23 protein-coding genes and 1 tRNA gene are annotated in these 24,723 nt (G+C 55.4%); 7 read left to right on the plus strand and 17 right to left on the minus strand.

The annotated features are described in order from the left end of the window. Positions 1 to 87: 87 nt before the first annotated feature. Positions 88 to 396, minus strand: coding sequence for an ArsR/SmtB family transcription factor (locus ABD920_RS00805; RefSeq protein WP_025608763.1), 309 nt, complete (start codon positions 394 to 396; stop codon positions 88 to 90). A gap of 130 nt (positions 397 to 526) precedes the next feature. On the opposite strand from ABD920_RS00805, the gene ABD920_RS00810 reads away from it, so the two are divergent. The 3 genes from ABD920_RS00810 (at position 527) to ABD920_RS00820 (ending at position 4,074) form a co-directional block, all read left to right on the plus strand. After that, positions 527 to 1,600 (plus strand): anhydro-N-acetylmuramic acid kinase, encoded by a 1,074-nt coding sequence (locus ABD920_RS00810; RefSeq protein WP_345156227.1) that lies wholly within the window; start codon positions 527 to 529, stop codon positions 1,598 to 1,600. Between the two features lie 71 nt (positions 1,601 to 1,671). Beyond that, positions 1,672 to 2,898 carry a Glu/Leu/Phe/Val dehydrogenase dimerization domain-containing protein gene (locus tag ABD920_RS00815; protein ID WP_345156228.1) on the plus strand — a complete coding sequence of 409 codons (1,227 nt, stop codon included), beginning with the start codon at positions 1,672 to 1,674 and terminating at the stop codon, positions 2,896 to 2,898. Then, positions 2,899 to 4,074, plus strand: a complete 1,176-nt coding sequence (locus tag ABD920_RS00820; protein ID WP_345156229.1) for a mechanosensitive ion channel family protein — start codon at positions 2,899 to 2,901, stop codon at positions 4,072 to 4,074. A gap of 400 nt (positions 4,075 to 4,474) precedes the next feature. Here ABD920_RS00820 and ABD920_RS00825 read toward each other — a convergent pair whose 3' ends face one another. After that, positions 4,475 to 6,940 (minus strand): AsmA-like C-terminal region-containing protein, encoded by a 2,466-nt coding sequence (locus ABD920_RS00825; RefSeq protein ID WP_345156231.1) that lies wholly within the window; start codon positions 6,938 to 6,940, stop codon positions 4,475 to 4,477. A gap of 238 nt (positions 6,941 to 7,178) precedes the next feature. Between ABD920_RS00825 and ABD920_RS00830 the strand changes: the two genes are divergently transcribed. Beyond that, positions 7,179 to 7,253 (plus strand) — tRNA-Val (locus ABD920_RS00830). Positions 7,254 to 7,424: 171 nt separating this feature from the next. Here ABD920_RS00830 and coaE read toward each other — a convergent pair. The 8 genes from coaE to ABD920_RS00870 all read right to left on the minus strand — a co-directional run bounded on the left by coaE (position 7,425) and on the right by ABD920_RS00870 (position 13,816). Next, on the minus strand, positions 7,425 to 8,030 hold the full coding sequence (coaE, locus tag ABD920_RS00835; protein ID WP_345156232.1) for a dephospho-CoA kinase: 606 nt from the start codon (positions 8,028 to 8,030) through the stop codon (positions 7,425 to 7,427). A 4-nt stretch (positions 8,031 to 8,034) separates the two neighbouring features. Next, complete coding sequence (locus ABD920_RS00840; protein ID WP_345156233.1) at positions 8,035 to 9,018, minus strand: YbbR-like domain-containing protein; 984 nt, start codon at positions 9,016 to 9,018, stop codon at positions 8,035 to 8,037. A gap of 40 nt (positions 9,019 to 9,058) precedes the next feature. After that, entirely contained in the window at positions 9,059 to 9,367 is a 309-nt protein-coding gene (gene yajC / locus ABD920_RS00845; protein WP_345156234.1) for a preprotein translocase subunit YajC, read from the minus strand. Positions 9,368 to 9,408: 41 nt separating this feature from the next. Then, complete coding sequence (locus ABD920_RS00850) at positions 9,409 to 9,957, minus strand: DUF1573 domain-containing protein (protein WP_345156235.1); 549 nt, start codon at positions 9,955 to 9,957, stop codon at positions 9,409 to 9,411. Between the two features lie 31 nt (positions 9,958 to 9,988). After that, positions 9,989 to 10,987: an isocitrate/isopropylmalate dehydrogenase family protein gene (locus tag ABD920_RS00855; RefSeq protein WP_345156236.1), complete on the minus strand. Its 999-nt coding sequence runs from the start codon at positions 10,985 to 10,987 to the stop codon at positions 9,989 to 9,991. Between the two features lie 3 nt (positions 10,988 to 10,990). Further along, entirely contained in the window at positions 10,991 to 11,296 is a 306-nt protein-coding gene (locus ABD920_RS00860; protein ID WP_345156237.1) for a YtxH domain-containing protein, read from the minus strand. 92 nt (positions 11,297 to 11,388) lie between these two features. Beyond that, positions 11,389 to 12,531, minus strand: a complete 1,143-nt coding sequence (nusB, locus tag ABD920_RS00865) for a transcription antitermination factor NusB (protein WP_345156238.1) — start codon at positions 12,529 to 12,531, stop codon at positions 11,389 to 11,391. 184 nt (positions 12,532 to 12,715) lie between these two features. After that, on the minus strand, positions 12,716 to 13,816 hold the full coding sequence (locus tag ABD920_RS00870; RefSeq protein ID WP_345156239.1) for a Glu/Leu/Phe/Val family dehydrogenase: 1,101 nt from the start codon (positions 13,814 to 13,816) through the stop codon (positions 12,716 to 12,718). Positions 13,817 to 13,968: 152 nt separating this feature from the next. Here ABD920_RS00870 and ABD920_RS00875 point away from each other — a divergent pair, with 152 nt between their 5' ends. Together ABD920_RS00875 and ABD920_RS00880 are read left to right on the plus strand one after the other, a co-directional pair. Then, positions 13,969 to 15,753 (plus strand): ABC transporter ATP-binding protein, encoded by a 1,785-nt coding sequence (locus tag ABD920_RS00875; protein ID WP_345156240.1) that lies wholly within the window; start codon positions 13,969 to 13,971, stop codon positions 15,751 to 15,753. Between the two features lie 139 nt (positions 15,754 to 15,892). Next, positions 15,893 to 16,303: a hypothetical protein gene (locus tag ABD920_RS00880; protein ID WP_345156241.1), complete on the plus strand. Its 411-nt coding sequence runs from the start codon at positions 15,893 to 15,895 to the stop codon at positions 16,301 to 16,303. Positions 16,304 to 16,711: 408 nt separating this feature from the next. On the opposite strand, the gene ABD920_RS00885 is transcribed toward ABD920_RS00880, so the two are convergent. The 6 genes from ABD920_RS00885 to ABD920_RS00910 form a co-directional block, all read right to left on the minus strand. Further along, positions 16,712 to 17,326 (minus strand): TetR/AcrR family transcriptional regulator, encoded by a 615-nt coding sequence (locus ABD920_RS00885; protein ID WP_345156242.1) that lies wholly within the window; start codon positions 17,324 to 17,326, stop codon positions 16,712 to 16,714. A 218-nt stretch (positions 17,327 to 17,544) separates the two neighbouring features. Beyond that, positions 17,545 to 18,063: a GyrI-like domain-containing protein gene (locus tag ABD920_RS00890; RefSeq protein ID WP_345156243.1), complete on the minus strand. Its 519-nt coding sequence runs from the start codon at positions 18,061 to 18,063 to the stop codon at positions 17,545 to 17,547. Further along, positions 18,060 to 19,829 (minus strand): ABC transporter ATP-binding protein, encoded by a 1,770-nt coding sequence (locus ABD920_RS00895; RefSeq protein ID WP_345156244.1) that lies wholly within the window; start codon positions 19,827 to 19,829, stop codon positions 18,060 to 18,062. The genes ABD920_RS00890 and ABD920_RS00895 overlap by 4 nt, the downstream gene beginning before the upstream one ends. A gap of 234 nt (positions 19,830 to 20,063) precedes the next feature. Continuing rightward, positions 20,064 to 20,816: a tRNA pseudouridine(38-40) synthase TruA gene (gene truA / locus ABD920_RS00900; protein WP_345156245.1), complete on the minus strand. Its 753-nt coding sequence runs from the start codon at positions 20,814 to 20,816 to the stop codon at positions 20,064 to 20,066. 80 nt (positions 20,817 to 20,896) lie between these two features. Continuing rightward, positions 20,897 to 21,445, minus strand: a complete 549-nt coding sequence (locus tag ABD920_RS00905) for a GAF domain-containing protein (RefSeq protein ID WP_345156246.1) — start codon at positions 21,443 to 21,445, stop codon at positions 20,897 to 20,899. A gap of 241 nt (positions 21,446 to 21,686) precedes the next feature. Next, entirely contained in the window at positions 21,687 to 22,886 is a 1,200-nt protein-coding gene (locus tag ABD920_RS00910; RefSeq protein ID WP_345156247.1) for a thiolase family protein, read from the minus strand. Between the two features lie 64 nt (positions 22,887 to 22,950). On the opposite strand from ABD920_RS00910, the gene ABD920_RS00915 reads away from it, so the two are divergent. Then, complete coding sequence (locus tag ABD920_RS00915) at positions 22,951 to 23,451, plus strand: DUF4293 domain-containing protein (protein WP_345156248.1); 501 nt, start codon at positions 22,951 to 22,953, stop codon at positions 23,449 to 23,451. A 381-nt stretch (positions 23,452 to 23,832) separates the two neighbouring features. Here the strand turns inward: ABD920_RS00915 and ABD920_RS00920 are convergent, their stop codons facing one another. Next, complete coding sequence (locus ABD920_RS00920; RefSeq protein ID WP_345156249.1) at positions 23,833 to 24,609, minus strand: proline and serine-rich protein 1 family protein; 777 nt, start codon at positions 24,607 to 24,609, stop codon at positions 23,833 to 23,835. Positions 24,610 to 24,723: the final 114 nt, after the last annotated feature.

The following is a 24,723-nucleotide window of genomic DNA, read 5'->3' on the forward strand; positions in this document are numbered from 1 at the left end:
CCGCAGACTTCATTTTGAGGTGAAATGCGGAGGCCTTAGGCTGTTTTAGCAGGCAACATCGGTGCAGGCAAATTGCGTGGTTTGCCGTTAAATGTCAATGCAACACTCTTCCAGGCAATCGATCACATCGATCAGTTTCGGGATGGCAAGCGAGTAATAGATCTTTGTTCCCACCTTAAACGAGGACAGGACGCCCTTGTCTTTCAGTGTTATGAGGTGCTGCGATGCGATGGCCTGGGGGAGGTCTAACTGCTTATATATCTCAGTAACAGTCATTTTATCCTCCTTTCCCAGCAAATCAACGATCGCCAATCTCTTCGGGTGGGCCAGTACTTTTAGCATGGCCGCTGCCTTATCTATCTTCTTAGATTCTACTCTTGATAATAAACTTTTCATAATTAATAATTATACCTAACAGTTTCTACAATTCATTTATCGGTTAACAATCCTATTCATATTAAGATATATACGAGCCCTGCATTATTTGGCTGAACCCAACATTGCCGCGTATTTATTATTTTTGGTAATGGATACTACTTTTCATGTGATCGGCCTGATGTCAGGCACCTCGTTAGATGGCCTTGATTTGGCGCATTGTAGCATTACGTGCGAAAAAGAAAATTGGATATATAAAATACTACATACAAATACATCCGGATATTCGGATACCCTAATTGAATCCCTCCGCGAAGCCGAAACAATCTCCGGAATGGAACTCATCCGGCTACACCACGCCTATGGGAAATACCTTGGTGAGGAGGTCCACGCTTTTGCACTGAAACATGGCATCAGGCCAGACTTTGTCGCCTCCCACGGCCACACCATCTTTCATCAGCCAGACAAGCATATCTCTTTACAGCTTGGCCACGGCGCCTATATAGCTGCACACGCTAAATTACCCGTAGTCAGCGACTTCCGCACGCTTGACATTGCCTTGGGCGGGCAGGGGGCACCGCTGGTCCCGATCGGGGATGAACTGCTTTTCGGGGAGTACGATTATTGTATCAACCTCGGAGGCATCGCCAATGTTTCATATACACAAAACGGCCGTCGGCTCGCCTTTGATATATGCGCCTGCAACATGCTTTTGAACACGCTGGCCAACAGCGTCGGAAGCGCCTATGACCACAACGGAGAGCTGGCGCGGGGCGGGCTGCTGCAACCTAAGCTGCTGCAACAGCTGAACGCACCCGCGTATTTCGCTACGCCGGCACCCAAGTCGCTGGGGAAGGAATGGGTGCTGGAGCACAGCCTCGCCGCCCTCCGTGCCTCCGAAGCTTCTGTGCCGGACAAGCTGCACACCACCTGCCACCACATTGCCGCGCAGCTAAAGCGGGCATTGCCGCAGCTGCACGCGGGGCGGCACCGGGTGCTGCTAACGGGCGGCGGGGCCTTCAACCTGTTCCTGGTGCAGCTGCTGCAGGAGTACCTGGGGGAGCAATACCAGGTGGAGGTGCCGGAGCCGGAGGTGGTTTCGTTTAAGGAGGCCCTGATCTTCGCCTTCCTGGGGGTGCTGCGCTGGCGCGGAGCGCATAACTGCCTCCGCAGCGTAACCGGCGCCTCGCAGGACAACATCGGCGGCTCCATCTACCTATGCTAAGCAAGCTTTGCCTGCTCGCTCTGATCTTATTTTGTACCTTTGCGCAACGTTAGCAACAACGAAGAAAGCAGATGAAAGAGCTACTGGAAAAGTTTGAGAACAGGCGACCCGAAATCGTTTTTGAATGGAAAGATTCTGAAACAGAGGCGGAAGGCTGGGTAGTGATCAACTCGCTGCGGGGAGGCGCCGCTGGCGGCGGGACCCGTATGCGCAAAGGCCTCGACAAGCGCGAGGTGGAATCGCTGGCGAAAACGATGGAGGTGAAATTCACCGTGTCCGGGCCTGCCATCGGCGGCGCCAAGTCGGGCATCAACTTCGACCCTGCCGACCCGCGCAAACGCGGCGTGCTGGAGCGCTGGTATAAAGTCGTGATCCCGCTGCTGAAGAACTACTACGGCACCGGCGGCGACATGAACGTGGACGAGATCCACGAGGTAATCCCCATCACAGAAGAATACGGTCTCTGGCACCCGCAGGAAGGCATCGTGAACGGCCACTTTAACGCCACCGAGCCGCAGAAGATAAACAAGATCGGGCAGCTGCGCCAGGGCGTGGTGAAGGTGATCGAGGACCCAAACTATTCCCCCTCCACGGCACGCAAATACACCATCGCCGACATGATCACGGGCTACGGTGTGGCAGAGTCTGTTTGCCACTTCTATGCTTTATGGGGAGGCCATTATGCGGGCAAGCGGGCCATCATACAGGGCTGGGGCAACGTAGGCGCATCCGCGGCCTATTACCTCGCTTCCAAGGGTGTCAGAATCGTTGGCATCATCGACCGGGCCGGTGGCCTGGTAAAAGAGGAGGGCTTCTCTTTCAAGGAGATCACAGATTTGTTTTTGAACCGCCAGGGCAATGCCCTGAACCCGGAGGGGCTGCTGCCATTCGAGGAGGTGGACGCGCGTATCTGGTCGCTGCCAGCCGAGATCTTCATCCCCGCCGCCGCCTCCCGCCTGATATCCCGGGCGCAGGTAGAGCAGATGATCCGCAACGGCATGGAAGTTATCTCCTCCGGCGCCAACGTGCCGTTCCAGGACCCTGAGATCTTCTTCGGCCCCACCGGTGAGTTCGCGGACCGTAACCTGGCCGTGATCCCGGACTTTATCGCCAACTGCGGCATGGCCCGCGTGTTTGCCTACCTGATGGAAAGCGAGGTGGAGATCACAGACGAAGCTATTTTCACCGATATTTCCGCCACCATCCGCACGGCCCTTCAGAAAACGCGCGAGAAGCGTGGCCAGAAAACCGAGATCGCTAAAACAAGTTTTGAAATTGCCCTTAGCCAACTGCTGTAAATGGACTTTATAAACTGGAGAGAAATTCTTGCCTATGAGTTCTTAGGCAACACAGTAAGCGAGTTCCTGATCTTTGCAGGCATCCTGCTGTTTGGCTTCATCTTTAAGACGGTACTCTCGCGGTTGCTTTCCGCTATCCTGTACAAGCTGGTGAACCGCTTCACAGCCGCAGAAAACAACCTCCACGATTTTAAGCGCCTGCTTATACAGCCGCTCGAGGTGCTGCTTTTCCTGGTGTTCCTTTACTTCGCGTTCCTGGTGCTGGATTACCCCCTCGACCCCACCGAGATCCGCGAAGGAGACCATTTTTTCAAGACCTTTGCTTTCCGCACCTACCAGGTGTTCGTAATCGTGGCGCTCACGTGGGTGATCATCCGTTTCGTCGATTTCATTGGCCTTATCTTTAAGTTCCGTGCCGAGAAAACCGCCTCCAAGCTGGATGACCAGCTGGTGCCTTTCTTCAAGGACTTCTCGAAGGTGCTGATCGTGATCTTCGCCTTCCTGTCGATGCTGGGCATTGTGTTTGGGGTGAATGTGGCGGGGCTGGTGGCGGGGCTCGGTGTGGGCGGCCTGGCCATTGCCTTTGCCGCCAAGGAAAGCCTTGAGAACCTGCTGGCCTCCTTCACCATTTTCCTGGACCAGCCCTTTGTGGTAGGCGACCTGGTGCAGGTGGCTGAGCTGGTGGGTGTGGTGGAGAAAATCGGTTTCCGGAGCACGCGCATCCGCACCCTTGAGAAAAGCTTCGTCACGCTGCCGAACAAGTTCATGATCGACAAGCCGCTGGACAACCTGACGCTGCGGACCTTCCGCCGCGCCATGTTCGACGTCAACCTCACCTACGACACCACCTCGGAGCAAATCCGGGCCATCACCCGCGACATACAGGCATACATCGATAGCCACCCCCGCACCAACCAGGATGGCCGCGTCCGCTTTCTGAAGCTCGCCTCACACTCCAAAGATGTGATGGTGCTTTACTTTGTAGACACCATGGACTGGAACGAGTACATAGATGTGAAAGAGGAGATCAATTACAAGATAGTGGAGATAGTGGAGCGGCATGGCGCTGAGTTTGCCTTCCCTACGCAGACGCTGCACCTGCAGCGTTCGGCTCAGCAGCCTCCAGCGGCGGCGGCTACCCTTTACCCTCTTGCCAAGGAATCAGATATAGAATAGGCCTGAACCATATGGAAACAAAAAAGCCGGAGAAGCTCCGGCTTTTTTTTCACCCTTATATTATTAATTTTCTTTGATTAATACTTTCACTGTTAATCCAGCTACTTGTAATTATTTTTTGAAATCTCTGATCTTTTAACCTTAAACCCTTAAACTGTCAATCCCTTATTTTGCAGTTTTGATTTCTTTAACGCCCCATTTCGGTCATAGTTACAGCGGATGGCGTATTACCATTGGCATAGCCTGTATTATACCGTGAACGTACGCAACCAGCATGTGAACGTAAAATTAAGGAGTCAGGATATATAACTTATCCTATTTAGATTTTATATACCCTGAGCTGCTATAGCAGGATTTTCCGGGCCCTCCTATAGAAGCTTTCTTCGTTTAACCTGTGTTTTTAGTCAAAGTCAAAGTATTCGTCTTCTGCCAGCTCTACCTCCTTCTCCTCTGACTTCGGTTTTTTGCCGCGCAGCAAGTCTTTCAGCTCACGCCCTTCCTCCTTCAGATCCGTTTTTACCTTCTGCCGTACCCGCTCGTTGTCGTAAGCGATCTTAAAGTCTTTTTCATTCCCTTTCAGGGTAAGGAAGAGGCTGCTGTTACCGGCACCTGCGTCCTCGGCAACCATCCCGAACACAGCGTCCTTATCGGGGCGGCGGCTCCCGAACAGCGGCAACTTTATCTTGTAGTCCATCTGCTGGTCGAAGGTATGCGTGCCGGCCACCGACACCGTGGGGGCCGCCGATATATTGGAGCGGATATCCATCTCGGGTATATAAATGGTACGCTGCTGTATCCAAAAGCTGTTGTGCAGCTCGGCAAAGCGCATGTTAGCCAGCTCCGAGCGCTTCACGAAAGCCGACATCTTCTGCATCGGGGCGAAGTTAATGAGCTGCCCGTTGCGGACGGTGGCGTCTATCTCTGCCTGCAGCAGGTTGGTCTTCGGGTCAAGTTGACTGTTGAGGAACACATCAGACACAATATCGGCGGTGAGCTGGCCGCGCAGGTGGCGCTCTTCTATAAAGTCCTGGTGGAAGTTCTCGAAGACATAAAACAGGCTGTCCACGCTCATGTTCGTGAGCTTGGCGGCTGTGCTCAGCTTGATATGGTCGCGCGTCTGGGCATTGAGCGAGCCCCGCACGGCGAAATCCCCCCCGATCGCTTTGAAAGAGATGTTCGGGGAGGAGAGCACCTGGTTGCGCAGCTTCACCGCTCCCCGTACCTCTTTGCCTCTGAAGCGCCTGAACCGGAGCCGGTCAATGGAGGCGCTCAGGTCGAAAGCGATGTTCGGCGAGATCACAAACTTATAACTGTCCCCTTTGCCGGTGCGGTCGGCCTCTGCCGTATTCTGCTCCTCGCTCAGCAACTGGTCGAAGTTCAGGTAACGGCTCCTGAAATCGGCCTCTACCAGCAGGCGCTGCCGGTCCAGCAGCAGCCAGGCCATCATGTTTTTGAACATGCCGTTAATCACAAAGTCAGACTCCCCCCACTTGCCCTTGAAGTCGGACACCGCCACGTCGTTGCGCTTGAACATGAAGTTGCCGCTCAGGTTGCGCAGCGGCAGCGGCAGGTCCTGCATGGTAAGCGAAACGTTGTGCAGGGTTATGTCTCCTGTGGTGCTGAGCGTGCTGTTGCCCGGGTGCGCCTTGAACTCATTCAGGTTGCCGGCGAAAGCGATGCGTACATCGGCCAGGCCGCTGCCCTTGCGCACCTGCTCCAATTTGGCCAGCCCCAGTATATAGCCGACGTCCAGCATGCCCTGCACATCAAAGGCAATGTTCGGGTTGTCGAAGTTCCGGTACGTCAGGTTTCCCTTAAACGGCCGCCCGTTCAGCACCCCGCTTAGTTCCTCCAGTTTCAGGGTCGAGGTGCTGGCATTCTGCTTCCCGCCATTCGTAAAACTACCTTTCAGGTTAATCTTCTCTACCCGCTGCTGCACGTCGGGGTGGTAGAAAGAAGCGTCGCGGGCTCCGAAGCTGATGTCGATAAGCGGGGTTTCCCTGCCGGACGCCTTGCCTTTCACGCTGCCGGTAAAGTACAGCTCGCCTTCGCTCCGGTACTGGCGGAACTCTTTGGTTATCTCCTGTGGCAGCAGCGAGAGCAGCGACTGTATGTTGGTGTTCTTCCCCTCCACCTTCAGGTCGAGGGTGGTGGTGCCGGTATAGTCAATCGCGCCGCCCACCTCGTAGGCGGCGCCCTCTACCTGCACCAGCGACGGCTGCAGCCGGATGCCTTGCGCCGCCCGGTCTATCGTCAGTGCTGTGGTGAGGTCAACCTTCTTGCCTTTAAAGTACTCGCCGGTGCCTATCTTGATGGTGTGTATGGTGGTATTGCCGCTCGCCTCGATCTCGATCGTCTCCGGGGTGATGGCCAGGGCGGCCACCAACTGGTGCGCAGCCACGCTATATGTCTGCTTCAGTTGCTGGTCGATATAGTGCACATCCACATCGTTCAGGCTGATCTTCTCAAGGTCGAATGAAAAGCCCTCTTCCTCTGAGGAACTTGTGTCGGTGGCAAGCACTTCGTAATTCACGGTGCCATCCGGCAGCACCTTCACGTACACCTCGCCCTGCTCCATGTAAAACTCCTTCACGCTGTAGGTGCCGCGCAGCACATCCAGCACGCTGAAGGTAAAGTACAGCTTGTCGGCCCGCGCCAGCGACTCCTCGCTTTCCGGCAGGCCCTCGTGCACATTTACCTGGTCCAGGCTCACGGCCACATGCGGGAACTTGTCGAACAACGAAAGGGAAATCTGCCCCACATCCACTTTCGTTCGGATATGCTTGTTCGCCTCTGACACAAAGAGCCCGATTATTTTGTCCTGGTAGGTATAGACCAACGCCAACGCGATGCTCATGACAGCCATAAAGCCGGCAACCGCATAAAATATAACTTTTTTAACAACTCCTTTTTTCACCAACCGAAAGTTCAGATTTTTAGGGCCTTACAAAGGCTAAAGGTACAGCAGTTAAAACACGCGCACAAGAGGCGCTTTGTCCTGAAATTTTTTTTGACAATTTTTTTCCAAATGTTTTGCGGTTAAAAAAATATGCTTCATATTTGCATCATCAAACAGGGACAAAAGGTCTCTCACAAGATAGAATGGGGTGTTAGCTCAGCTGGTTCAGAGCACCTGCCTTACAAGCAGGGGGTCACTGGTTCGAATCCAGTACGCCCCACAAGAGGACAACTGCAAAGTTGTCCTTTTTTTATGTCCTCCCCTTCCGGAACACCTGCCTTTTACTGCTTTACCTGTGGGTGTTATAAAGGCAACGCTGTAGTTTGGGCAATCGTATCCTTCCCGGTTATATCTTCACCGGCAACTGATTTAGAATTAAAAGAAAGTGGCTTTATTTTGCGGAGGCAGGGGCTGCGGAGAGTTGTGCATGCAGCTTCAGCACCTGCGGGATGAGAAGTTGCTTTCCGTCGTTGTAGAGGATATGGTCGGCGCGGGACATGCGTTCCTCCTCGCTTAACTGCTTACTGATGATTGCCTTTATATCTGCCTCTGTGCGGTGAGGGTCGCGTTGGAGCAGTCGCTTGATGCGTACGTCCAGGGGCGCATATACGGTGATGATCTGGTCCATCTGCTTCCAGGCATCCGACTCGTACATCAGGGCGGCCTCTTTCAGCACATAGGGTGTATCGGCATACGAGGCTGCCCAGTTGGCAAAGTCGTTGCCCACGTGCGGGTGCACCAGGCTGTTGAGTTGCTCCAGCCGCTCCAGGTTGTTGAATACAAGTGTGGCCAGGAAGGGGCGGTTTATATCCCCTGTTTCTGTGAACGTCTCATGCCCGAAGGCGCCGATCAACTCCTGCCGCAGCGCTTCGTCGTGGCGCATCAGCCACTTGGCTCGCGCGTCGGAATCATATACAGGCACCCCCAACAGCGCAAACATACGGCTCACCACTGATTTCCCTACTCCAATCCCTCCCGTTATTCCTACTTTCAGCATAGCGTTACTTTTGTTGCTGCGGTCCCGGTTGTTGCGGCGGTGCAGGTTGTTGTTCCACCACCTTAAACCGATCCGGCCACATGAGGATATTCCGGGTGCCCCTGGGCTTTTGCACCAGTACCGGCTTTATCGTAGAATCCTGAGGGTTGAGTTTGCTGTAGTCCAGCACCACTTTAAGGCCACTGCGGTTCAGCAGGGGCAGGGAGTCCTGCAGCACCTGGTAGCGCACCATCGTAAGGGGCGGGCGCACGGACAGCCTTACGCCCTCCGGCACGTTGATCAGGTCCGGCGCCACCTGGCGTTCGTCCTGCGCCAGGGCTTTTACAGTTACGGCTACCTCAGCCTCCTCCACATCGGCCTGTATCAGCGATTCATAATCATATTCGATCGGCACGGAGATTTCAGATGACTCCACCAGTGCCCCCTGCTGCTCCGGCAGGCGCAGCAGAAAAGGGTTCGGCAGGCTATCGATAAGCGACGCTGGCCCGGTAAAGGTAATGGAGTCGGGGGAGACGCGGACTGGTCCTATCACCACATGCTGGTTGTCTGTGAGCGGGCGCGAGGGGTCGAGGCCCAGCGGAAAGCGCTCCGTCACCTTTGCGTCAAAATTAAAGTAGATGGTGTCTGTCACCACGAAGTTCAGTTCCAGCCCATCCAACGAGTTAACCAGCGCCGGACGCAGGGCAGAACCCAGGAGGTAGTTGTTGCGGGGCAGGTTCCGGATATAGATTTCAGCGGGCTGCACCTCGAGGCGAAGCGTTTTGCGCAGCAGTTTCCACCCTTTGCCGGTCACGTTGATGGAAACCTCCTCCGGCAGCGGCTTGATGGGGATCAACCTATTTTTGTCGTACACAAACCGGACGGGGTACGTGGTTTGGGTAGAGTAGCTTTTATTGAGTGCGTTGAGAAGCCAGAAAGTTGAGGCAGCCACGAAACAAAGCACCACTACCCGCCAGTAGTGCTTTGTTCGTGGCTGAAATGGCCTCACAAACCATAGAACTATATTTTTTGCTTTCTCAACCGGCAATTTATGATGGCTTTTGCACCTTCATGGTGGCCTCCATCGAAACGGAGGTCTTATCAAATGTAAGGCGTACGCCTTTGTCAACCTCTAACGTCACGGTATCGTCGTCTATTGCGATCAGCTTACCGTGCATGCCCCCGATGGTAACAACCGACATGCCTTTGGTAAGCTCTTCGCGGAACTTCTTCTGATCGCTCACCTTTTTCTGCTGTGGCCTGATCATAAAGAAATAAAAGACGAGGATAATGGCACCAAACATGAGCAACTGAGGCAGCATACTCGCGTCTGGTGCTTGCAATAAAATATTTTCCATATAGCTTTTTGGGTGTAAACTCTGAATAGCGGCGCTGCGGCTTAGTTGCGGCGAACGGGGCCGTCTGCACCGGCAGTCGGGATGCCGCCAGCCTCCACATTGCCCTTCATCGATACTTTTACAATGTTCGGCTGCGTGTTGGCACGTACCGTAACAGTTGGGTACTGCTGCCCCATTTTACCGGCACTGTTAAATTTCACCTCGATCTGGCTCGACTCACCCGGGGCAATAGGCTCTGTAGGCGGCTGTGGCACGGTGCAACCGCAAGAGGCCGTGGCACTTTCGATAATCAGCGGGGACTTGCCTGTGTTCGTGAACTTGAACGTGTGGTCTACCACCTCGCCTTGCTTGATCGTCCCAAAGTCAAACTCAGTCTCATCGAAAGTAATTACAGGAGCATTAGCGTCAGTTGCGCCGGTCTCGCCCTCAGCGCCAGCGCTCACCACATTCGGGTTGTCAATTGGCTGCGCTGCGTTGCTCTCCGTCACGGCTGCTTCGCTTGCCACCGTATCGTTTCCTGCGTTGTTATCGCAGCCAGTAGTGAAAACAGCTACAGCAAAGCTTGCTGCTAAAAATAGGCTCTTGTTCATATCAGTTACGTGAAAGGGTTTATATACTTGTTTATAGTTTTGAGATGATGTTCTGGGCAAACGCCATGGTGCTTGCTTTTCCGCCCAGGTCCCCGGTACACTCTTCTTTGTTTGCCAGTGTCGCCTCCAGGGCAGCCTCAATGCGGTTTGCCTCCTCCTTCAGGTCAATGTGGTGGAGCATCATGATCGCGGAGCGGAGCAGGGCGGTGGGGTTTGCGATTCCTTTTCCGGCTATATCCGGCGCAGAGCCATGCACGGCCTCAAATATGGCAATGTCATCGCCGATGTTAGCCCCGGCCACGACGCCAAGCCCGCCCACAAGGCCGGCACAAAGGTCAGAGAGGATATCGCCGAACAGGTTGGTCGTCACGATCACCTTAAACTGCTCAGGCTTCATCACCAGCTGCATGCACATGTTATCGATGATCTTGTCCTCCATCTGCACAGTTGGGTAATCCTTGGCCACTTCCGCAGCCACACGCAGCAGCAGTGCGCCGGCGTTCTTGAGGATATTAGCCTTGTGCGCCACCGTAATCTTCCCGCAGTTGTGCTTTTTGGCGTACTCAAACGCGGCGCGCACAATTTTCTCACAGCCCACGCGGGTAACGCGTGAAATGGAATCGGCTATCTGCAGGCGCTCATCAAATATCTCCAGTCCGGAATAGAGCCCCTCGGTGTTCTCGCGGAACAGCACCAGGTTTACGTTCTCGAAGCGGGACGTGATGCCCGGAGTGGTTTTGGCGGGCCGGATGTTCGCGTACAGGTCAAACATCTGCCGCAACTGCACATTCACGCTCTTAAAACCCTTTCCCACCGGTGTGGTGATCGGGCCTTTCAGGGCTACTTTGTTTTTGTTGAGAGAGTCAATCAGCGTCTGCGGAATCAATTCGCCAACAGAATCAAAAGTGGTCTGCCCAGCGTTCTCCTCTTCCCAGGTTACGGGCACGTTGGCAGCACGAAAAACGGCTTTAACAGCCTCTGTAATCTCTGGGCCTATCCCGTCGCCAGGTATTAGGGTTACTTGTCTCATGCGTTATAGTTCTTTCCGGCTATTGATCTCGTTGATGAGTGAGTCTACATCACCCAACAACTTCTCTGCTTTGTCTTTTGCGTCCTGTATCACGCGCTGCCCTTCTGACTTGGCGGTGGATGGCAGGTTGTCGCTTTTGGCCACCAGTTGCTGCGTCAGGTCTGCCAGCGTGTCACGGTATTTCTCCAGGCGATAGCTGAGCCAGCTGCGGGTCTCCCTCCCTTTCTCAGGGGCAAACAGGATGCCGGTCAGGGCACCTACAGCAGCGCCCGATGTGAATGCCAATAGTACGGTTGTCTTTTTGCTCATAGTTCGTATGCTTATATGTCGCAGGGTCGTTTTTATATATCCTTACGGCAATTCTGCCGCAGGGGTCAGCCCGGGGACAACAGGGGCGCAGGTTACTTGTTGTCGATCAGGCCCCGTCCCGATTTGCGAATCTCCCCTTTGGTGGTCAAATCCTGTGCCATCTTATCCAGCACACCGTTAATAAACTGCTTGCTTTTCGGGGTGCTGTACAGCTTCGAGATCTCGATGTACTCGTTGATGGTCACCTTCACGGGGATGCTGCGGAAGATGTGCATTTCGCAGAGTGCCATCTTCAGGATGATCTTGTCCAGCATGGCCACGCGCTCCACGTCCCAGTTCTTCACGCTTTCGGCGATCATCGCCTCGTAGCGCTCCTCCTCCTGCACGGTATGGAAGTAAAGCTCCTCGAAAAAGGCCTTGTCGTCTTCCCAGTTCGCAGAGAGGTCCAGCAACTGCACCTCCTCCTCCAAGGGCTCCTCCCCGAAAATTTTAATGGTTTTGTTTACGAGACTTTTGACGATGGCTTTGTTCTCGACCCAGTTCAGATCCTGCTCTTCAAACAAAGATTGTAAGTTTTTTTCTTTAAAGATAATGTTTTTGAAAATATGTTTCACGATCTCCAGGTCGTCTTCCAGGGTCGGCTCGGGCAGCGCCAGGTAGTGCAGAAATGCCTCGTCCTGCTTCAGAATGTTCTTGTACACGGCCTTGATTTCGCTGATGTCGGAGCCCCAACTGATGTTGCGCCGGATGATGTGCTGCTGGTAGGATTTGCTGTGGAGCAGGCGCTGCACCACGCGGTTCTGCAGGAAGCGCTTCACATCGGGGCCGCTTGCCGCCGTAAAGCGCTTCTCTTTCTTCTCCTCCTCTTCCTCTATCAGGCTCATCAGCACTTCCAGTATCTGCAGCGTGCCGAGGTAGTGGTCGTAGATGCGCTCCACCGCGCTCAGCATCTGGTTGCCGTAGTACGTGTGGTCCTTCCTGAGGAGGTTCTGGTAATACACGATGGCCCTGTTCACCGCATCGATCGTCTCTTTGTCGGATTCTTCTGTCTCGAACTGCTTCGTCTCGTGCCACTCCTTGAAGAGCAGCGTAGCGATTTGCTTCCTGCCTTCGAGCAGCTTCCTGTCCTGCACCTCCATGGAGTTCAGGTCGGGGGCGAAGTCCTCGCTTATGTGGTCCAAAGCCAGGAGATAATCTGAACCTACGGCCTGCTTATAGGCATAAATCGCCTGCATTGCCTTAATTCGTAGTGTTCTGCGGTTAAGCATATTTGAAAGAACGTAAGTTGGGTATATCGTGTAAAACAGGCGGCAACGCCTGGTAATGTATGCTGGGAAGCCCTCTCCTAAAGGATGGAGAGCGTGCTAAAGTTCCGTATGCAGGCTGTGCTGCCCACGGCGCTTTGCGGCGATTGCCCTGTTAAAAGGTAGAGCGGACCTTGCCGATGCGCTCGATGCGGTTCTCAGCCATCTTCACGGCCGCCTGCTGGCTGTGCAGCCCTTCTTTCTCCGCAAGCTCGAACACGTCGAGCGTATAGCCATAGATGCGCTCGGTCTGGGCGTAGGCGCTGTCGCGGTTATAGCCCCTCAGTTCGGAGTACACGTTAATCAGGCCGCCGGCGTTTATCAGGAAGTCCGGTGCGTAGGCAATCCCTTTTTTGACCAGGGCCGGCCCGTGCACGTGCTCCTCGCGCAGTTGGTTGTTGGCGCAGCCCGCGATCACGCGGCACTTCAGGCGGTCGATGGTGTTGGCGTTGATGGTGCCCCCGAGGCCGCAGGGCGAGTAGATGTCCACATCCAGGTCATATACCTCCTCCATCCCCACTACTTTGGCCTTGTACTTTTTGGACACCTCGCGCAGGCGGTCCTCATATATGTCGGCGATATAAATCTCGGCGTTCTCCTTGCTCAGCAGCTCCACCAGGTAGCCGCCCACGTGCCCAACCCCCTGCACAGCGATTTTCATGCCTGCCAGCGAGTCGGAGCCGAAGGCTTTCTTGGCGGCGGCCTTCATGCCCATATAGGTGCCGTAGGCGGTCACCGGGGAAGGGTCGCCGCTGCCGCCCATGGCCTCCGGCAAGCCGGACACATGCTCGGTCTCCATCCGGATGTACTCCATGTCTTTGGGGGTCGTGCCCACATCCTCGGCGGTGATGTAGCAGCCGTTCATGTTTTTGACGAACCGGCCGAATTTGCGGAGCAGGGCCTCGCTTTTGTCTTTCTTGGCGTCGCCGATGATCACGGCCTTGCCGCCGCCCAGGTTCAGGCCGGAGATAGCCGCTTTGTAGGTCATGCCCCTCGAAAGGCGCAGCACGTCCTCCAGCGCCTCTGCCTCCGAGGCATAGGACCACATGCGCGCGCCGCCCAAAGCAGGGCCCAGCACGGTGCTGTGGATAGCGATAATGGCCTTTAAACCCGTATCTTTGTCGTGACAGAAAACAACTTTCTCGTGATCGTGTTCTGTTACCTGATGAAAGACGGACTTGTCTTTCATCGCTCCGACTTCTTTTAACTTGGCCATTGTATTGTTATTATGCGTCGCTCTATCTTTGCAAAACCCGGGGCCACCGGCACCCTCTCCCTCAACGCGCTGCAAAATTAATTCTTTTTTTTAGTATTTCAATTTGTACTTTGTGAGACTTCGTAAAAGCCCTTAGGCTGCAAACTTATACCGTGAAATCATTACGTTACATTAACAAATATTTGCTCAGATATAAATACAGGCTCCTTTTGGGCATTGTGTTTACCATTATCTCCAACTTTTTCCAGATACTGCCGGCGCAGATCGTGCGCCACGCCTTTAACTTAATCAAGGAGGGCATCAGCCTGTTCGGGCTGTACGAGGGGCTGGAGCAGCAGGAACTGGTGTACGACATCTTCGCCAACAGCATCCTGGTATATGGCGTGGTCATCCTGGTGATGGCCCTGCTGCGCGGCATCTTCCTGTTTTTCGTGCGGCAGACCATCATCGTGATGAGCCGCCTGATCGAGAACGACCTGAAAAACGACATTTACGCCCACTACCAGAGCCTGCCGCTGAGCTTCTACCGCCGCAACAACACCGGCGACCTGATGTCGCGCATCTCAGAGGACGTGAGCCGCGTGCGCATGTACGTGGGGCCGGCCATCATGTACGGCATCAACCTGATCGTGCTCTTCCTGATGGTGATTCCCTATATGCTGTCGGTGAACGTGAAGCTCACCATCTATACCCTGCTCCCGCTGCCGGTGCTGGCCATCAGCATTTACTACGTCAACAACATCATCCAGCGCAAGTCCGACGAGATACAAAAAAGCCTTTCGGGCATCACCACGTTTGTGCAGGAGGCTTTTTCTGGCATCCGGGTGCTTAAGTCGTTTGTGCGCGAGGAGGACTCGCACGCCAACTTCACCACCGCCAGCAACAAGTACCGCGACAAGTCGCTGGAGCTCAACTTCGTGAACTCGCTGTTCTTCCCGCTGGTGCTGTTCCTGGTGGGCCTCAGCACCATCATCACGGTCTATATAGGCGGGCAGGAAGTAATCAACGGCAGCATTACGACAGGTAACATCGCTGAGTTCATCATCTATGTGAACATGCTGACGTGGCCCGTTACCTCCCTCGGCTGGACGGCCAGCCTGGTGCAGCGGGCGGCGGCGTCGCAGGAGCGCATCAACGAGTTCCTCAACACCAAAAACGACATCGTTTCGCGCCAGAACATCAGCAAGCCCATCAAAGGCGACATCGTGTTTGAGAACGTGGACTTTATATATCCTGACACCGGCATCCAGGCGCTGAAAGGTGTTTCGTTCACAATCGACCATGGCGAGACGCTGGCCATCGTCGGCAACACCGGCTCGGGCAAGAGCACCATCGCCAACCTGCTGCCGCGCATGTACGACGTCACCGGCGGCCGCATCCTGATCGATGGGGTGGATGTGCGGGACTACAACATCAAGAGCCTGCGCAGCCAGGTCGGGTACGTGCCGCAGGACGTGTTCCTGTTCTCCGACACCATCAGCAACAACATCGGCTTTGGGCTGCCGGCCATCACGGAGGAGCAGATGGTGCAGTCCACGAAAGACGCGGACGTGTATGAGAACATTGTGCGCTTCCCGGAGAAGTTCGAGACCAAGCTGGGCGAGCGGGGCATTACCCTGTCGGGCGGGCAGAAGCAGCGCGTGTCGATGGCGCGGGCGCTGGTGCGCGAGCCCAGCATCCTCATCCTCGACGACTCCCTCTCGGCGGTGGACACGAAGACGGAGAACGCCATCCTCAACAGCCTGCACCGCATCATGCACAACCGCACGAGCATCATCATCTCGCACCGCGTGTCGTCGGTAAAGCTGGCAGACCGCATTCTGGTGATGGAGGACGGCGAGATTGTGCAGCACGGCACGCACGAGGAGCTGATCAGCCAGGAGGGCCTGTACAAGGTGCTCTACGAGCGCCAGCTGCAGTCGGAGGACTCGGAGTAGGTTCACCGTTTTTTTGCCTCCGTTCACACCCCGCAGGCCCTATATAGGCAACTGATAATTGTTTGCGGGATTTTTTTAGGGCAAATTCTGTTATATGCTCGTATAGCAATTCTGATAACCCCTAAAAAACACTCTGCATATGGCTGTTGACTTACAACAAATTGGTAAAAGGTTCCGGTTTTACACCAACCTGAAGGAGCTGGAAATGGAGCAGTTAAAAACCATGACCGGCAGCGACGAAACAACGCTCTCCAACATTATATGCGGCAAGAACTACGCACTGGACGAGTTGGTGGCCATCGTGAAGCACTTTGAAGACCTGAACCCCCAATGGCTTATATACGGAGAGGGCAGCATGTTTAAACCAATGAGTGAGGACGGCACCTGCAGAGATGGCCAGAAAGGCTGCCTGAAGAAAGACAAGGTCGCTTACCTGGGGCAGATGAGGGAGATGCTGCAGGAGCTGGACGCCGCCGAGTGCGCCAAAGGCCACCACGCCGACGTGGACGCCCTGAAGGCAAAACTGGACGAATACAAAGCGACGCATTGATTGCTGGTTGTTAATTGCTGATCGTTGATTGTTAAATCGTTGTGAAGCGATTCGTAGTTTTTAACCGTTTGACATATCAGCAACCCAGCTATTTTGATAAAAAAGGAGGAGGCAAAGCTTAAATAGCTTTGCCTCCTCCTTTTTTCGTGGCTGCAGCTCCCTCGTACTATATAGGTGCTCCCTCTGAAAAAGCCTGTTTATATATACCCCTAACAATCCTTCCATACCGCAAGTTTGAGCGGAGCGGTAACTTGTGGTAAAGCTTAATCGCAAGTTTGTAACTTGCGTGTCTGTAACTTTGGTAAGAGCATTTACAAACTTGTTGTCATGGAAAGCCGCAAGTTACCGCTCCGCTCAAACTCGCGGCATGGCTCCCTTCGCAAACAATCAACAATCATCAACTAACAATTAGCAATCATCCCTCCTGATGCCGTTCAGGATGAGGTTGATGGTGAACAGCACGTCCCTTTCTATTTTCAGGAAATCGATGGAGGGTAGCTTATGGAAGTCGGCCCGCTGGAACTCCTCGAACTGGATCAGGTCTTTCACCACCATCATGGAGTAGCCCACGCGCTCTGCCTCGCACGGCAGGAAAACGCCTCTTTCGATGCCCTCCTTGATTACGGTGGCGTAGTAGTTCGACTCTTTGCCCCGCGACTCCCGGAAAAGCTCCTGAAACGTGACGCGCGTCTCGATCAGCACCCGGATGGAGATGGTGTGCTGCGTCACGATTTCCTGGTAGTAGCGCAGCGAGGAGCGCATATAGCGCAGCAGGCGCTCGTGCGGGTTGGGCTCCTGGTCAGCGATGCGCTTGATGCGCGATAGGCTATCGCGCCACTCCTGCGAAAAAGCCTCGATGAACAGCACCTCCTTGCTCTTGTAGTAATAGTAGAGCGAGGGCTTCTTCATGCCGATGGAAGCGGCAATGTCATCCAGGGTGGCTTTGCTGTAGCCCAGCCTGCCAAACACAGCCTTCGCCGACTGCAGGATGAGTTCTTTTTTAGCCTCTGCTTTCTTGCCCAAAGTATTGCCGCTGTAGTGGAAGGAGTGTGACAGGAGGCGTGGTTGCCCCTGCTCTCAAAGTTAGGCTTTTTTCTGTATCTACAAACTTATATATAGCTGAGCTATAGACGCGGCCCAAAGGAACGGGCACGCCCTCCCGTGCGCTTTCAGTTTACACGTTGCAGCTTGGTTTGGGGCCAGTTGGATAGAGGTGAGGAAACCGGTTATGCTATATGCGGCTACTCCTTCACCGGGACTTCTACCACGCCCCTGTCGCTGGCCGGGAACCACTCTACGTAGAAATCCTCCAGCGCCAGGTTCTCTTCTTTTGCATAGTCGAAAACAGCCTCATATAATTTCTTCGGGGCGATGGCCACGTTCGCGTTCACCTCCACGTGCACCACCTGCCGCCCACCCGGCACCGTGCGCAACTCATACCCTGCTGGCAGGGCAACGCCCGAATCCGGTACGATCACGCCCACAAAGGCCCGCAGGCTGTCGCCGCTCTTGTCCGGGTCGTTGTAGTAAATGTTGCCCGGCATACCGTTTAGCTCTTTCTTTTCGAGTACTTCCGCTGCCCGCTGAAACGCCTTGCCCAAGGCCTCGTCCTCCACAGAGCCCTGGTAGGGCTGGCCCGCTATATAGATGGTTTTTGAAGTGGCAAGCGCAACATCCGGTGCCGTAAAGCCGCCGAGGTACGTGTACAGCACCAGCAGGACAATGGCAAAGCCTGCCATTACGTAAAAGAGCTTTTTCATAAATCGATCATGTTCTTGTACTGCATCTTGTACAGTTGGGCGTAGTAGCCGTCGTGCTCGAGCAGTTCCTCGTGGTTGCCCATCTCTTTTAGCTCGCCCCGGTCCAGCACGATAATCTTATCGGCTTTCTGGATGGTGGACAGGCGGTGCGCAATCACAATGGAGGTGCGGCCGTGCATCAGCTGGTCGATGGCGTACTGGATCAGCTCTTCGGTCTCGGAATCAACGCTGGAGGTGGCCTCGTCGAGGATGATGATCTCCGGGCTGTAAACCATGGCCCGCACGAACGAGATCAGCTGCCGCTGCCCTACCGAAAGGGTTGCGCCCCGCTCCATCACCTGGTAGTGCAGCCCGCCCGGCAGCCGCTCGATGAACCTGCGCGCCCCCACCAGATCGGCGGCCTCCCATATCTGGGCTTCGGTGATGGCCTTGTTGCCGAGGGTGATATTGTCGGCGATGGAGCCGGAGAACAGGAACACGTCCTGCAGCACCACCCCGATATGGTGGCGCAGCACGCTCAGGTCATACTCCTGCAGGTTGTGCCCGTCAATGAAAATCTCGCCTTTGTTTATCTCATAAAACCGGTTGAGCAGGTTAATCACGGAGGTTTTGCCCGCACCGGTCGCGCCCACAAAGGCCACCGTCTGCCCGGCCTTCACCTCAAATGAGAGGTCGCGCAGCACCCAGTCCTCTTCTTTGTAGGCGAACCATACATTCCGGAAGCTCACGTTGCCTTTGATCCTCTCCGGGGCGTAACTGCCGTTGTCCGGAATCATCTCTTTGCTGTCGAGCAGGCGCATGAGGCGCTCGGTGCTCACCACGCCCAGTTGCAGCGTGTTAAAACGGTCGGCGATCATCCGGATGGGGCGGAAGAACATCTGGATATATAAAATGAATGCCATCAGCGTGCCCAGCGACGTTTCGTCCTCGATCACGCCGTGGGCGCCGTACCAAACCAGCAGGCCCAGGCCGGCCGCGCCGATGATCTCGGCCACCGGGAAGTAGACGGAGTAATACAGCACCGAGCGGATGTTGGCGCGGGTGTGCTCTTTGTTGATGGCCTTGAACTTGTCCATCTCGCGCTCCTCGTTGTTGAAGATCTGCACGATGCTCATGCCGGTGATATGCTCCTGCACAAACGAGTTGAGCTTGGCCACCGCCGTGCGCACCTCCTGGAAAGTGCCTTTTATCTTCTCCTTAAAGATATAGGTGCTGATGATCATGATCGGGAAGGTGGAGAGGCTCACCAGCGTCAGCTCCCAATCGATGTAGAACATGAAGCCCACGATAAACACCAACTGCAGGATGTCGCCGATCATGGCGGCCAGGCCCTCGCTGAACACATCCGACAGCGTCTCCACATCCGATACGTTGCGCGTCACCAGCGTCCCGATCGGCGTGCGGTCGAAGAACTTGAGGCGCAGGTCCAGGATGTGGCGGTAGAGCTTGATGCGGATGTCGCGCACCACGTTCTGGCCCAGCCACCCGGCGAAGTACGTGTGCAGGTACTGTACAATGGCATGCGCCACCAGCAGCACGCCCAGTATCACGAACATGCGCGTCAGGCCGTCCCAGTCGTTGTTCAGGATGTCGTTGTCCACGGTGTACTGGATCAGGAACGGGCGCACCGCCCCCAGGATAGCCGAGGCAAAAGTCAGGAATACGATAAAGTAAAATACCCGGATGTAGGGCCTCACAAAGGTGAAGAGCCGCTTTAGCACATCAGAGTCCAATACTATACCGCTGTTTTTAGGTTTATCTTCCAAGGTAGTAGAATCGGTATATAGGTCGGTTTGAAAGGCCGCTGCCTGTCGGCCGCCTTCTATTAACCGTTTGTAAAGTTAATGGTTTTACGCGAAGGGTTTCGGATGGAGTTACGAAATACGAATCCCGAATTATTTAAAACATGATATGGACAGCCGCTGCTTCCTCCCGCTTCAGGCAAGGATGAGCCAGAGGGGATTACCCACGGCGAGTTTGCGCAAAGGCTATCGGAGTTTCTACGCGTTCCCCGAAGGTATATGCACCGGGTACTCCACCTTCGCCAGGAACAGGCCTTCCGCCGGTGCCGCGCCGCTGGATTTGCTACGGTCCTGGCTTGCCACAATCTGCTCAAACTGCTGCACCGTCAGCTTGCCGCGGCCCACGTCCACCAGCGTGCCCACCACCAGGCGCACCATGCCGCGCAGGAAGCGGTTGGCCCGTATCGTGAACACCAGCTCCTGCCCCTGCAGCCGCCAAACGGCCTCATATATCGTGCAGCGGTAGTGTTTGGTGTCGCCCTTCACTTTGCTGAAGGTGGTGAAATCCTCGTATTCCAGCAGAACAGCCGCCGCCGCATTCATCCGTTCCACGTCCAGGGGGCGGCTGTGGTACCAGGCGTGGTGGCGCCGGAACGGGTTTTTGGCGAAGGTGATGTAGTAGTGATACGTGCGGGCCTCGGCGTCGAAGCGGGCGTGGGCATCGTCCGGCACATTATATAGGTTGATGGCCGAAATGTCGCTGGGCAGGATGCGGTTGAGGCGGTACAGCACCTGCTCCGTAACTAGTTGCTGCGCCACGTCGAAGTGCACAAACTGCTGGCTGGCGTGCACGCCGGTATCGGTGCGGCCGCTGCCGGTGGAGCTCACGGGCTGGCGCAGCACCTTGGTCAGGCAATCGTCGAGCACTTCCTGCACCGTCAGGGCATTGGGCTGTACCTGCCACCCATGGAAGCGGGTGCCGTCGTAGGCGATCTCTAAAAAATAACGCATAGGCCGCAAAGGTATAAAAATAACCCGCACGCCACGGATGCCTGCGGGTTGTCGCTTTCCCGGTTGCCCGGCCCTTCCGTTTAGCTGGCGTTGTCGTCTTTGCGCCGCAGGTAGCGTTTCTCGATTTCCTCCATCACCATCGAGGCCAGGTGCACCAGCATTTTCTGGTCGCTCTCGATAAACTCCCGCGGTTGCTTGTCTATCAGGCAAAAGGTGCCGATGTTCAGGCCATGCCTGGTTACGAGCGGGGCGCCCGCGTAAAACCGCAGCCCAAAGTTGCCGGACACCAGTGGGTTCGCCAGCAGGCACGGTTCATTGGCCGCGTCAGGGAAAATGGTCAGGTCATCGTTCAGAACGGCCAGCGAGCAAAGGCTTTCGCCACGCGGCGCGCTGGCAATGCCCTCCATGCCCACGTTCGCTTTAAACCACACCCTGTTTGCATCCACCAGGGAGACCAGGGCAATGGGCACGTTGAACATATGCGTGGCCATGGATGCGAGATGGTTGAAGGCCCCCTCCTCCGGCGTGTCCAGTATGTCGTACTCTTTGAGCTTGTGTAATCTTTCCTCCTCATTGTCGGGGATGATGTTGATCCCGATGAAGGTGTTCCTGGTATTTCTTTCCGCCACGCGCTTTGATTTAGTTAAATGGAGTAGCCACTGCCCGCCCTGCATGCCTGTTTAAAACTGCTGCCAGTGACATTTGTTTAGGTGGCGGTTTTAGAAGGATGCTGGTACAGGTTATACACAGCAAGGCATCTTTGTGGTTCCGAAAAAGGCAAAAGTATCAGAAAATGGCGGCTGTTGCCGGAGCAGCCGAAGTTTTATATATCCCCTGTACAGGCGCTGGCAGGAGTTGCAGGGTTATCCCTTACAGTTTCTCATATATCACCGCCACGCCCTGGCCCACGCCCACGCACATGGTGACCAGGCCATACTTTACGTCGCCGCGGCGCTTCATCTCGTGCAGCAGAGTGGCCGAGATGCGGGTGCCGCTGGCCCCCAGCGGGTGCCCGATAGCAATGGAGCCGCCGTTCACGTTCACTTTCTCCGGGTCGAGGCGGAGCTCGCGCATACAGGCCACAGCTTGCGAGGCGAAGGCTTCGTTCAATTCCACCAGGTCGAGATCGTTGAGGGTGAGGCCGGCGCGCTTCAGGGCCTTGTGCGTGGCGGGCACCGGGCCGATGCCCATATGCGCCGGGTCCACGCCTGCCACGGCAGCGGACACGATACGTGCCATGGGCATCAGGTTATAATGCATCAGCACCTCCTCGCTCACCACAAGGGCCGCCGCCGCGCCGTCGTTGATGCCAGAAGAATTGCCCGCCGTGACGGTGCCGCCTTCCTTGAAAGCCGGGGCCAGCGTGCTTAGTTTCTCCACCGACGACAGGCGCGGGTGCTCGTCTGTGTCGAAGACGATATCCTCGCCTTTGCGCTGGGGGATATATACCGGCACGATCTCGTCATTGAACCTGCCGGCCTCGGCGGCGGCTTTGTATTTTACCTGCGAGCTGTGGGCAAATTCGTCTTGGGTTTCACGTGAAATGCCGTAGCGCTCCGCCACGTTCTCCGCCGTCTCGCCCATGCCGTAGGGGTAGTGCAGTTTCGAGAGCTTCTCATTGACGAAGCGCCAGCCGATGGTGGTGTCATATACCTCTGGGGTCCGACTGAAGGCGATTTCGGCTTTGGCCATTACAAAGGGGGCGCGCGTCATGCTTTCCACACCGCCGGCTATATATACCTGGCCGTCGCCGCAGGAAATGGCGCGGGAGGCATCGATGATGGACTGCAGGCCGGAGGCGCACAGCCGGTTCACGGTCACGCCGCCGATCTCCTGCGGCAGCCCCGCCAGCAGCACCGCCATGCGCGCCACGTTGCGGTTGTCCTCGCCGGCCTGGTTGGCGGCTCCCAGCACCACGTCCTCGATCAGCGCCGGGTCCAGGCTGGGGTTGCGCGCCACTACCTCCTTCAGCACATGCGCGGCCATATCGTCAGGGCGCACCGAGCTGAGGGCGCCGCCAAACTTCCCGACTGGGGTTCTGAGGATATCTACGATATAAGCTGTGCGCATCTGATTTTTGTTTTACAGGTCTTTGGCTAATTTTGCATCTCATTGCAAGTTAATCAACCCCTTTATGATACAAAGAATTCAATCCGTATTTCTGTTCCTGCTGGTCGTGGCCATGGTGTCGATGCTGTTCCTGCCGCTCTGGTCTAAGACTGACGCCATTACCCGCGAAACCGTCGTGCTTTCGGCCTGGAACCTCAAATCAACCATCCTCAACGCGGAGGGCGAGCCGACCGGGGCAGGCACGCTTCCCGGGCGCGGCACGTTTGCCATCGGCCTGCTGGCCATTGCCGCCGCTGCCATCGCCGCCTACGAGATTTTCCAGTACAAACGCCGCCTGAACCAGATGAAGCTGGGCCTGCTGAACACGCTGGTGCTGGCCGCCCTCATCGGCACCACCCTTTACTACGCCTTGTATGTGGGCGCCGACATGGTGCAGGCCGACAACAACGGCTCCTACCACGCCGGCTTCTATATGCCGCTGCTGGCACTGCTGCTGAATGCCCTGGCCAACCGCTTTATCAAGCGCGACGAGGACCTGGTGCGGTCGGTGGACCGGCTGCGGTAAGGCAAAAGTTTAGGAGTTAAAGAGTTGAAGAGTTACATATAAAAGCCGCTCCCAGGTATTGAATCCGGGAGCGGCTTTCTGATTTGTATGCTTCGTTTTACCCCCTCTGGAAAGTTTTATTGCTGTAGTCTGAATTATAGCAGCTCCCTGTAAGGTACTATGCTCTCCCTCAGAGCAGGGTCTTTTCAGTCTTCATTTTACTGGCGCAAGTTTTTAAACTTGTGTCTAAAAGTGATGTCGAGTTTGTAACTCGACTGGGCCAGAGACCCAATTACCTCTCACACTCGCGGGACGCGAGCGAAGGCAATCATAAATGAAAAGGCCCTAACCCCGAATTGTTCCCTCCGAACATCTCCCTACGTTAGCTTTCTAACTCCAGCCCTATCTCCTGCCATTGCTATACCGCTCCAGTTCTTCTACGCTGGTGTCGAAGCTGAACGCGTCGTATACATAGTAGAAATGCTCTCGGTCGCAGAGGTAGTCGTAGGCGTATTTAGCGACTTCCACGCGGGCGTTTTCGTACTCAAACTCCTGCAGCACTTGCTTCAGGTCCTCGGCCGCGATACTGCCGTTGCGTATGGCATCGCGGGCAATGCTTTCTTTGATGCTTTCGGAGTCGCGGCTGCGAAGGGTCTGCAACAGGTGGTCTATTTCCTCTGCCGTCATCAGGTTGCGGCAGGCATTGTCGTCATAGTCTTCGTAGCGAGGCGGCGTGCGGTCATAGCGCTCGTCGAGTCGTGGCTCTTCATAGCGGTCACCATACCTGCGGTCTTCTTCATACCGATCAGGGTAGCGTGGCACCGGCACCACTACCACGGGCGGCGCTACCCGCACCTCGCGCAGCAGGCGCAGGTAGGCTTTGCCGCTTCTGCCGACGGTGCGCACCCCGTAGTTTGCCTCCACCCCGTTCCGCACGTGCACCCGCTGCCCTAACTGATACACGCCGTGCCGGCTCCTGACCTTGAACTCAAGATAATGCCTGCCGGGCCGCAGGTTGTTCAGACGCACGAACGTGGAGGGCGTGTGGTTGATAGTCTGGCCGTCCAGTTTTACCTGGAACAGCTCGCCCCGCTCGGCTTTGAAGGTGAGGACGGAGGCTTGTGCCCATACCGGCAGCGCCAGCAGCACAAGCAGGATCGGAAGTAGAAGCTTTTTCATCAGGAGTATAGGTTTTAGCTTATACTTCCGATAAAGCCAATTATTATGCCAGAAAAGACTACTTCAGCCTGTAGTTCACGCCAAGCGCCAGAGACCAGTAAATCTGCTCTGACT

It is taken from the genome of Pontibacter saemangeumensis (genome assembly GCF_039541895.1).
Lineage (GTDB): Bacteria > Bacteroidota > Bacteroidia > Cytophagales > Hymenobacteraceae > Pontibacter > Pontibacter saemangeumensis.

What these genes read in the sequence shown, in the direction of transcription:
- ABD920_RS00805 (WP_025608763.1), bottom strand. Translation starts at nt 396, where the DNA reads ATGAAAAGTTTATTATCAAGAGTAGAATCTAAGAAGATAGATAAGGCA.
- ABD920_RS00810 (WP_345156227.1), top strand. Translation starts at nt 527, where the DNA reads ATGGATACTACTTTTCATGTGATCGGCCTGATGTCAGGCACCTCGTTA.
- ABD920_RS00815 (WP_345156228.1), top strand. Translation starts at nt 1,672, where the DNA reads ATGAAAGAGCTACTGGAAAAGTTTGAGAACAGGCGACCCGAAATCGTT.
- ABD920_RS00820 (WP_345156229.1), top strand. Translation starts at nt 2,899, where the DNA reads ATGGACTTTATAAACTGGAGAGAAATTCTTGCCTATGAGTTCTTAGGC.
- ABD920_RS00825 (WP_345156231.1), bottom strand. Translation starts at nt 6,940, where the DNA reads ATGGCTGTCATGAGCATCGCGTTGGCGTTGGTCTATACCTACCAGGAC.
- coaE (WP_345156232.1), bottom strand. Translation starts at nt 8,030, where the DNA reads ATGCTGAAAGTAGGAATAACGGGAGGGATTGGAGTAGGGAAATCAGTG.
- yajC (WP_345156234.1), bottom strand. Translation starts at nt 9,367, where the DNA reads ATGGAAAATATTTTATTGCAAGCACCAGACGCGAGTATGCTGCCTCAG.
- ABD920_RS00850 (WP_345156235.1), bottom strand. Translation starts at nt 9,957, where the DNA reads ATGAACAAGAGCCTATTTTTAGCAGCAAGCTTTGCTGTAGCTGTTTTC.
- ABD920_RS00855 (WP_345156236.1), bottom strand. Translation starts at nt 10,987, where the DNA reads ATGAGACAAGTAACCCTAATACCTGGCGACGGGATAGGCCCAGAGATT.
- ABD920_RS00860 (WP_345156237.1), bottom strand. Translation starts at nt 11,296, where the DNA reads ATGAGCAAAAAGACAACCGTACTATTGGCATTCACATCGGGCGCTGCT.
- nusB (WP_345156238.1), bottom strand. Translation starts at nt 12,531, where the DNA reads ATGCAGGCGATTTATGCCTATAAGCAGGCCGTAGGTTCAGATTATCTC.
- ABD920_RS00870 (WP_345156239.1), bottom strand. Translation starts at nt 13,816, where the DNA reads ATGGCCAAGTTAAAAGAAGTCGGAGCGATGAAAGACAAGTCCGTCTTT.
- ABD920_RS00880 (WP_345156241.1), top strand. Translation starts at nt 15,893, where the DNA reads ATGGCTGTTGACTTACAACAAATTGGTAAAAGGTTCCGGTTTTACACC.
- ABD920_RS00890 (WP_345156243.1), bottom strand. Translation starts at nt 18,063, where the DNA reads ATGAAAAAGCTCTTTTACGTAATGGCAGGCTTTGCCATTGTCCTGCTG.
- truA (WP_345156245.1), bottom strand. Translation starts at nt 20,816, where the DNA reads ATGCGTTATTTTTTAGAGATCGCCTACGACGGCACCCGCTTCCATGGG.
- ABD920_RS00910 (WP_345156247.1), bottom strand. Translation starts at nt 22,886, where the DNA reads ATGCGCACAGCTTATATCGTAGATATCCTCAGAACCCCAGTCGGGAAG.
- ABD920_RS00915 (WP_345156248.1), top strand. Translation starts at nt 22,951, where the DNA reads ATGATACAAAGAATTCAATCCGTATTTCTGTTCCTGCTGGTCGTGGCC.
- ABD920_RS00920 (WP_345156249.1), bottom strand. Translation starts at nt 24,609, where the DNA reads ATGAAAAAGCTTCTACTTCCGATCCTGCTTGTGCTGCTGGCGCTGCCG.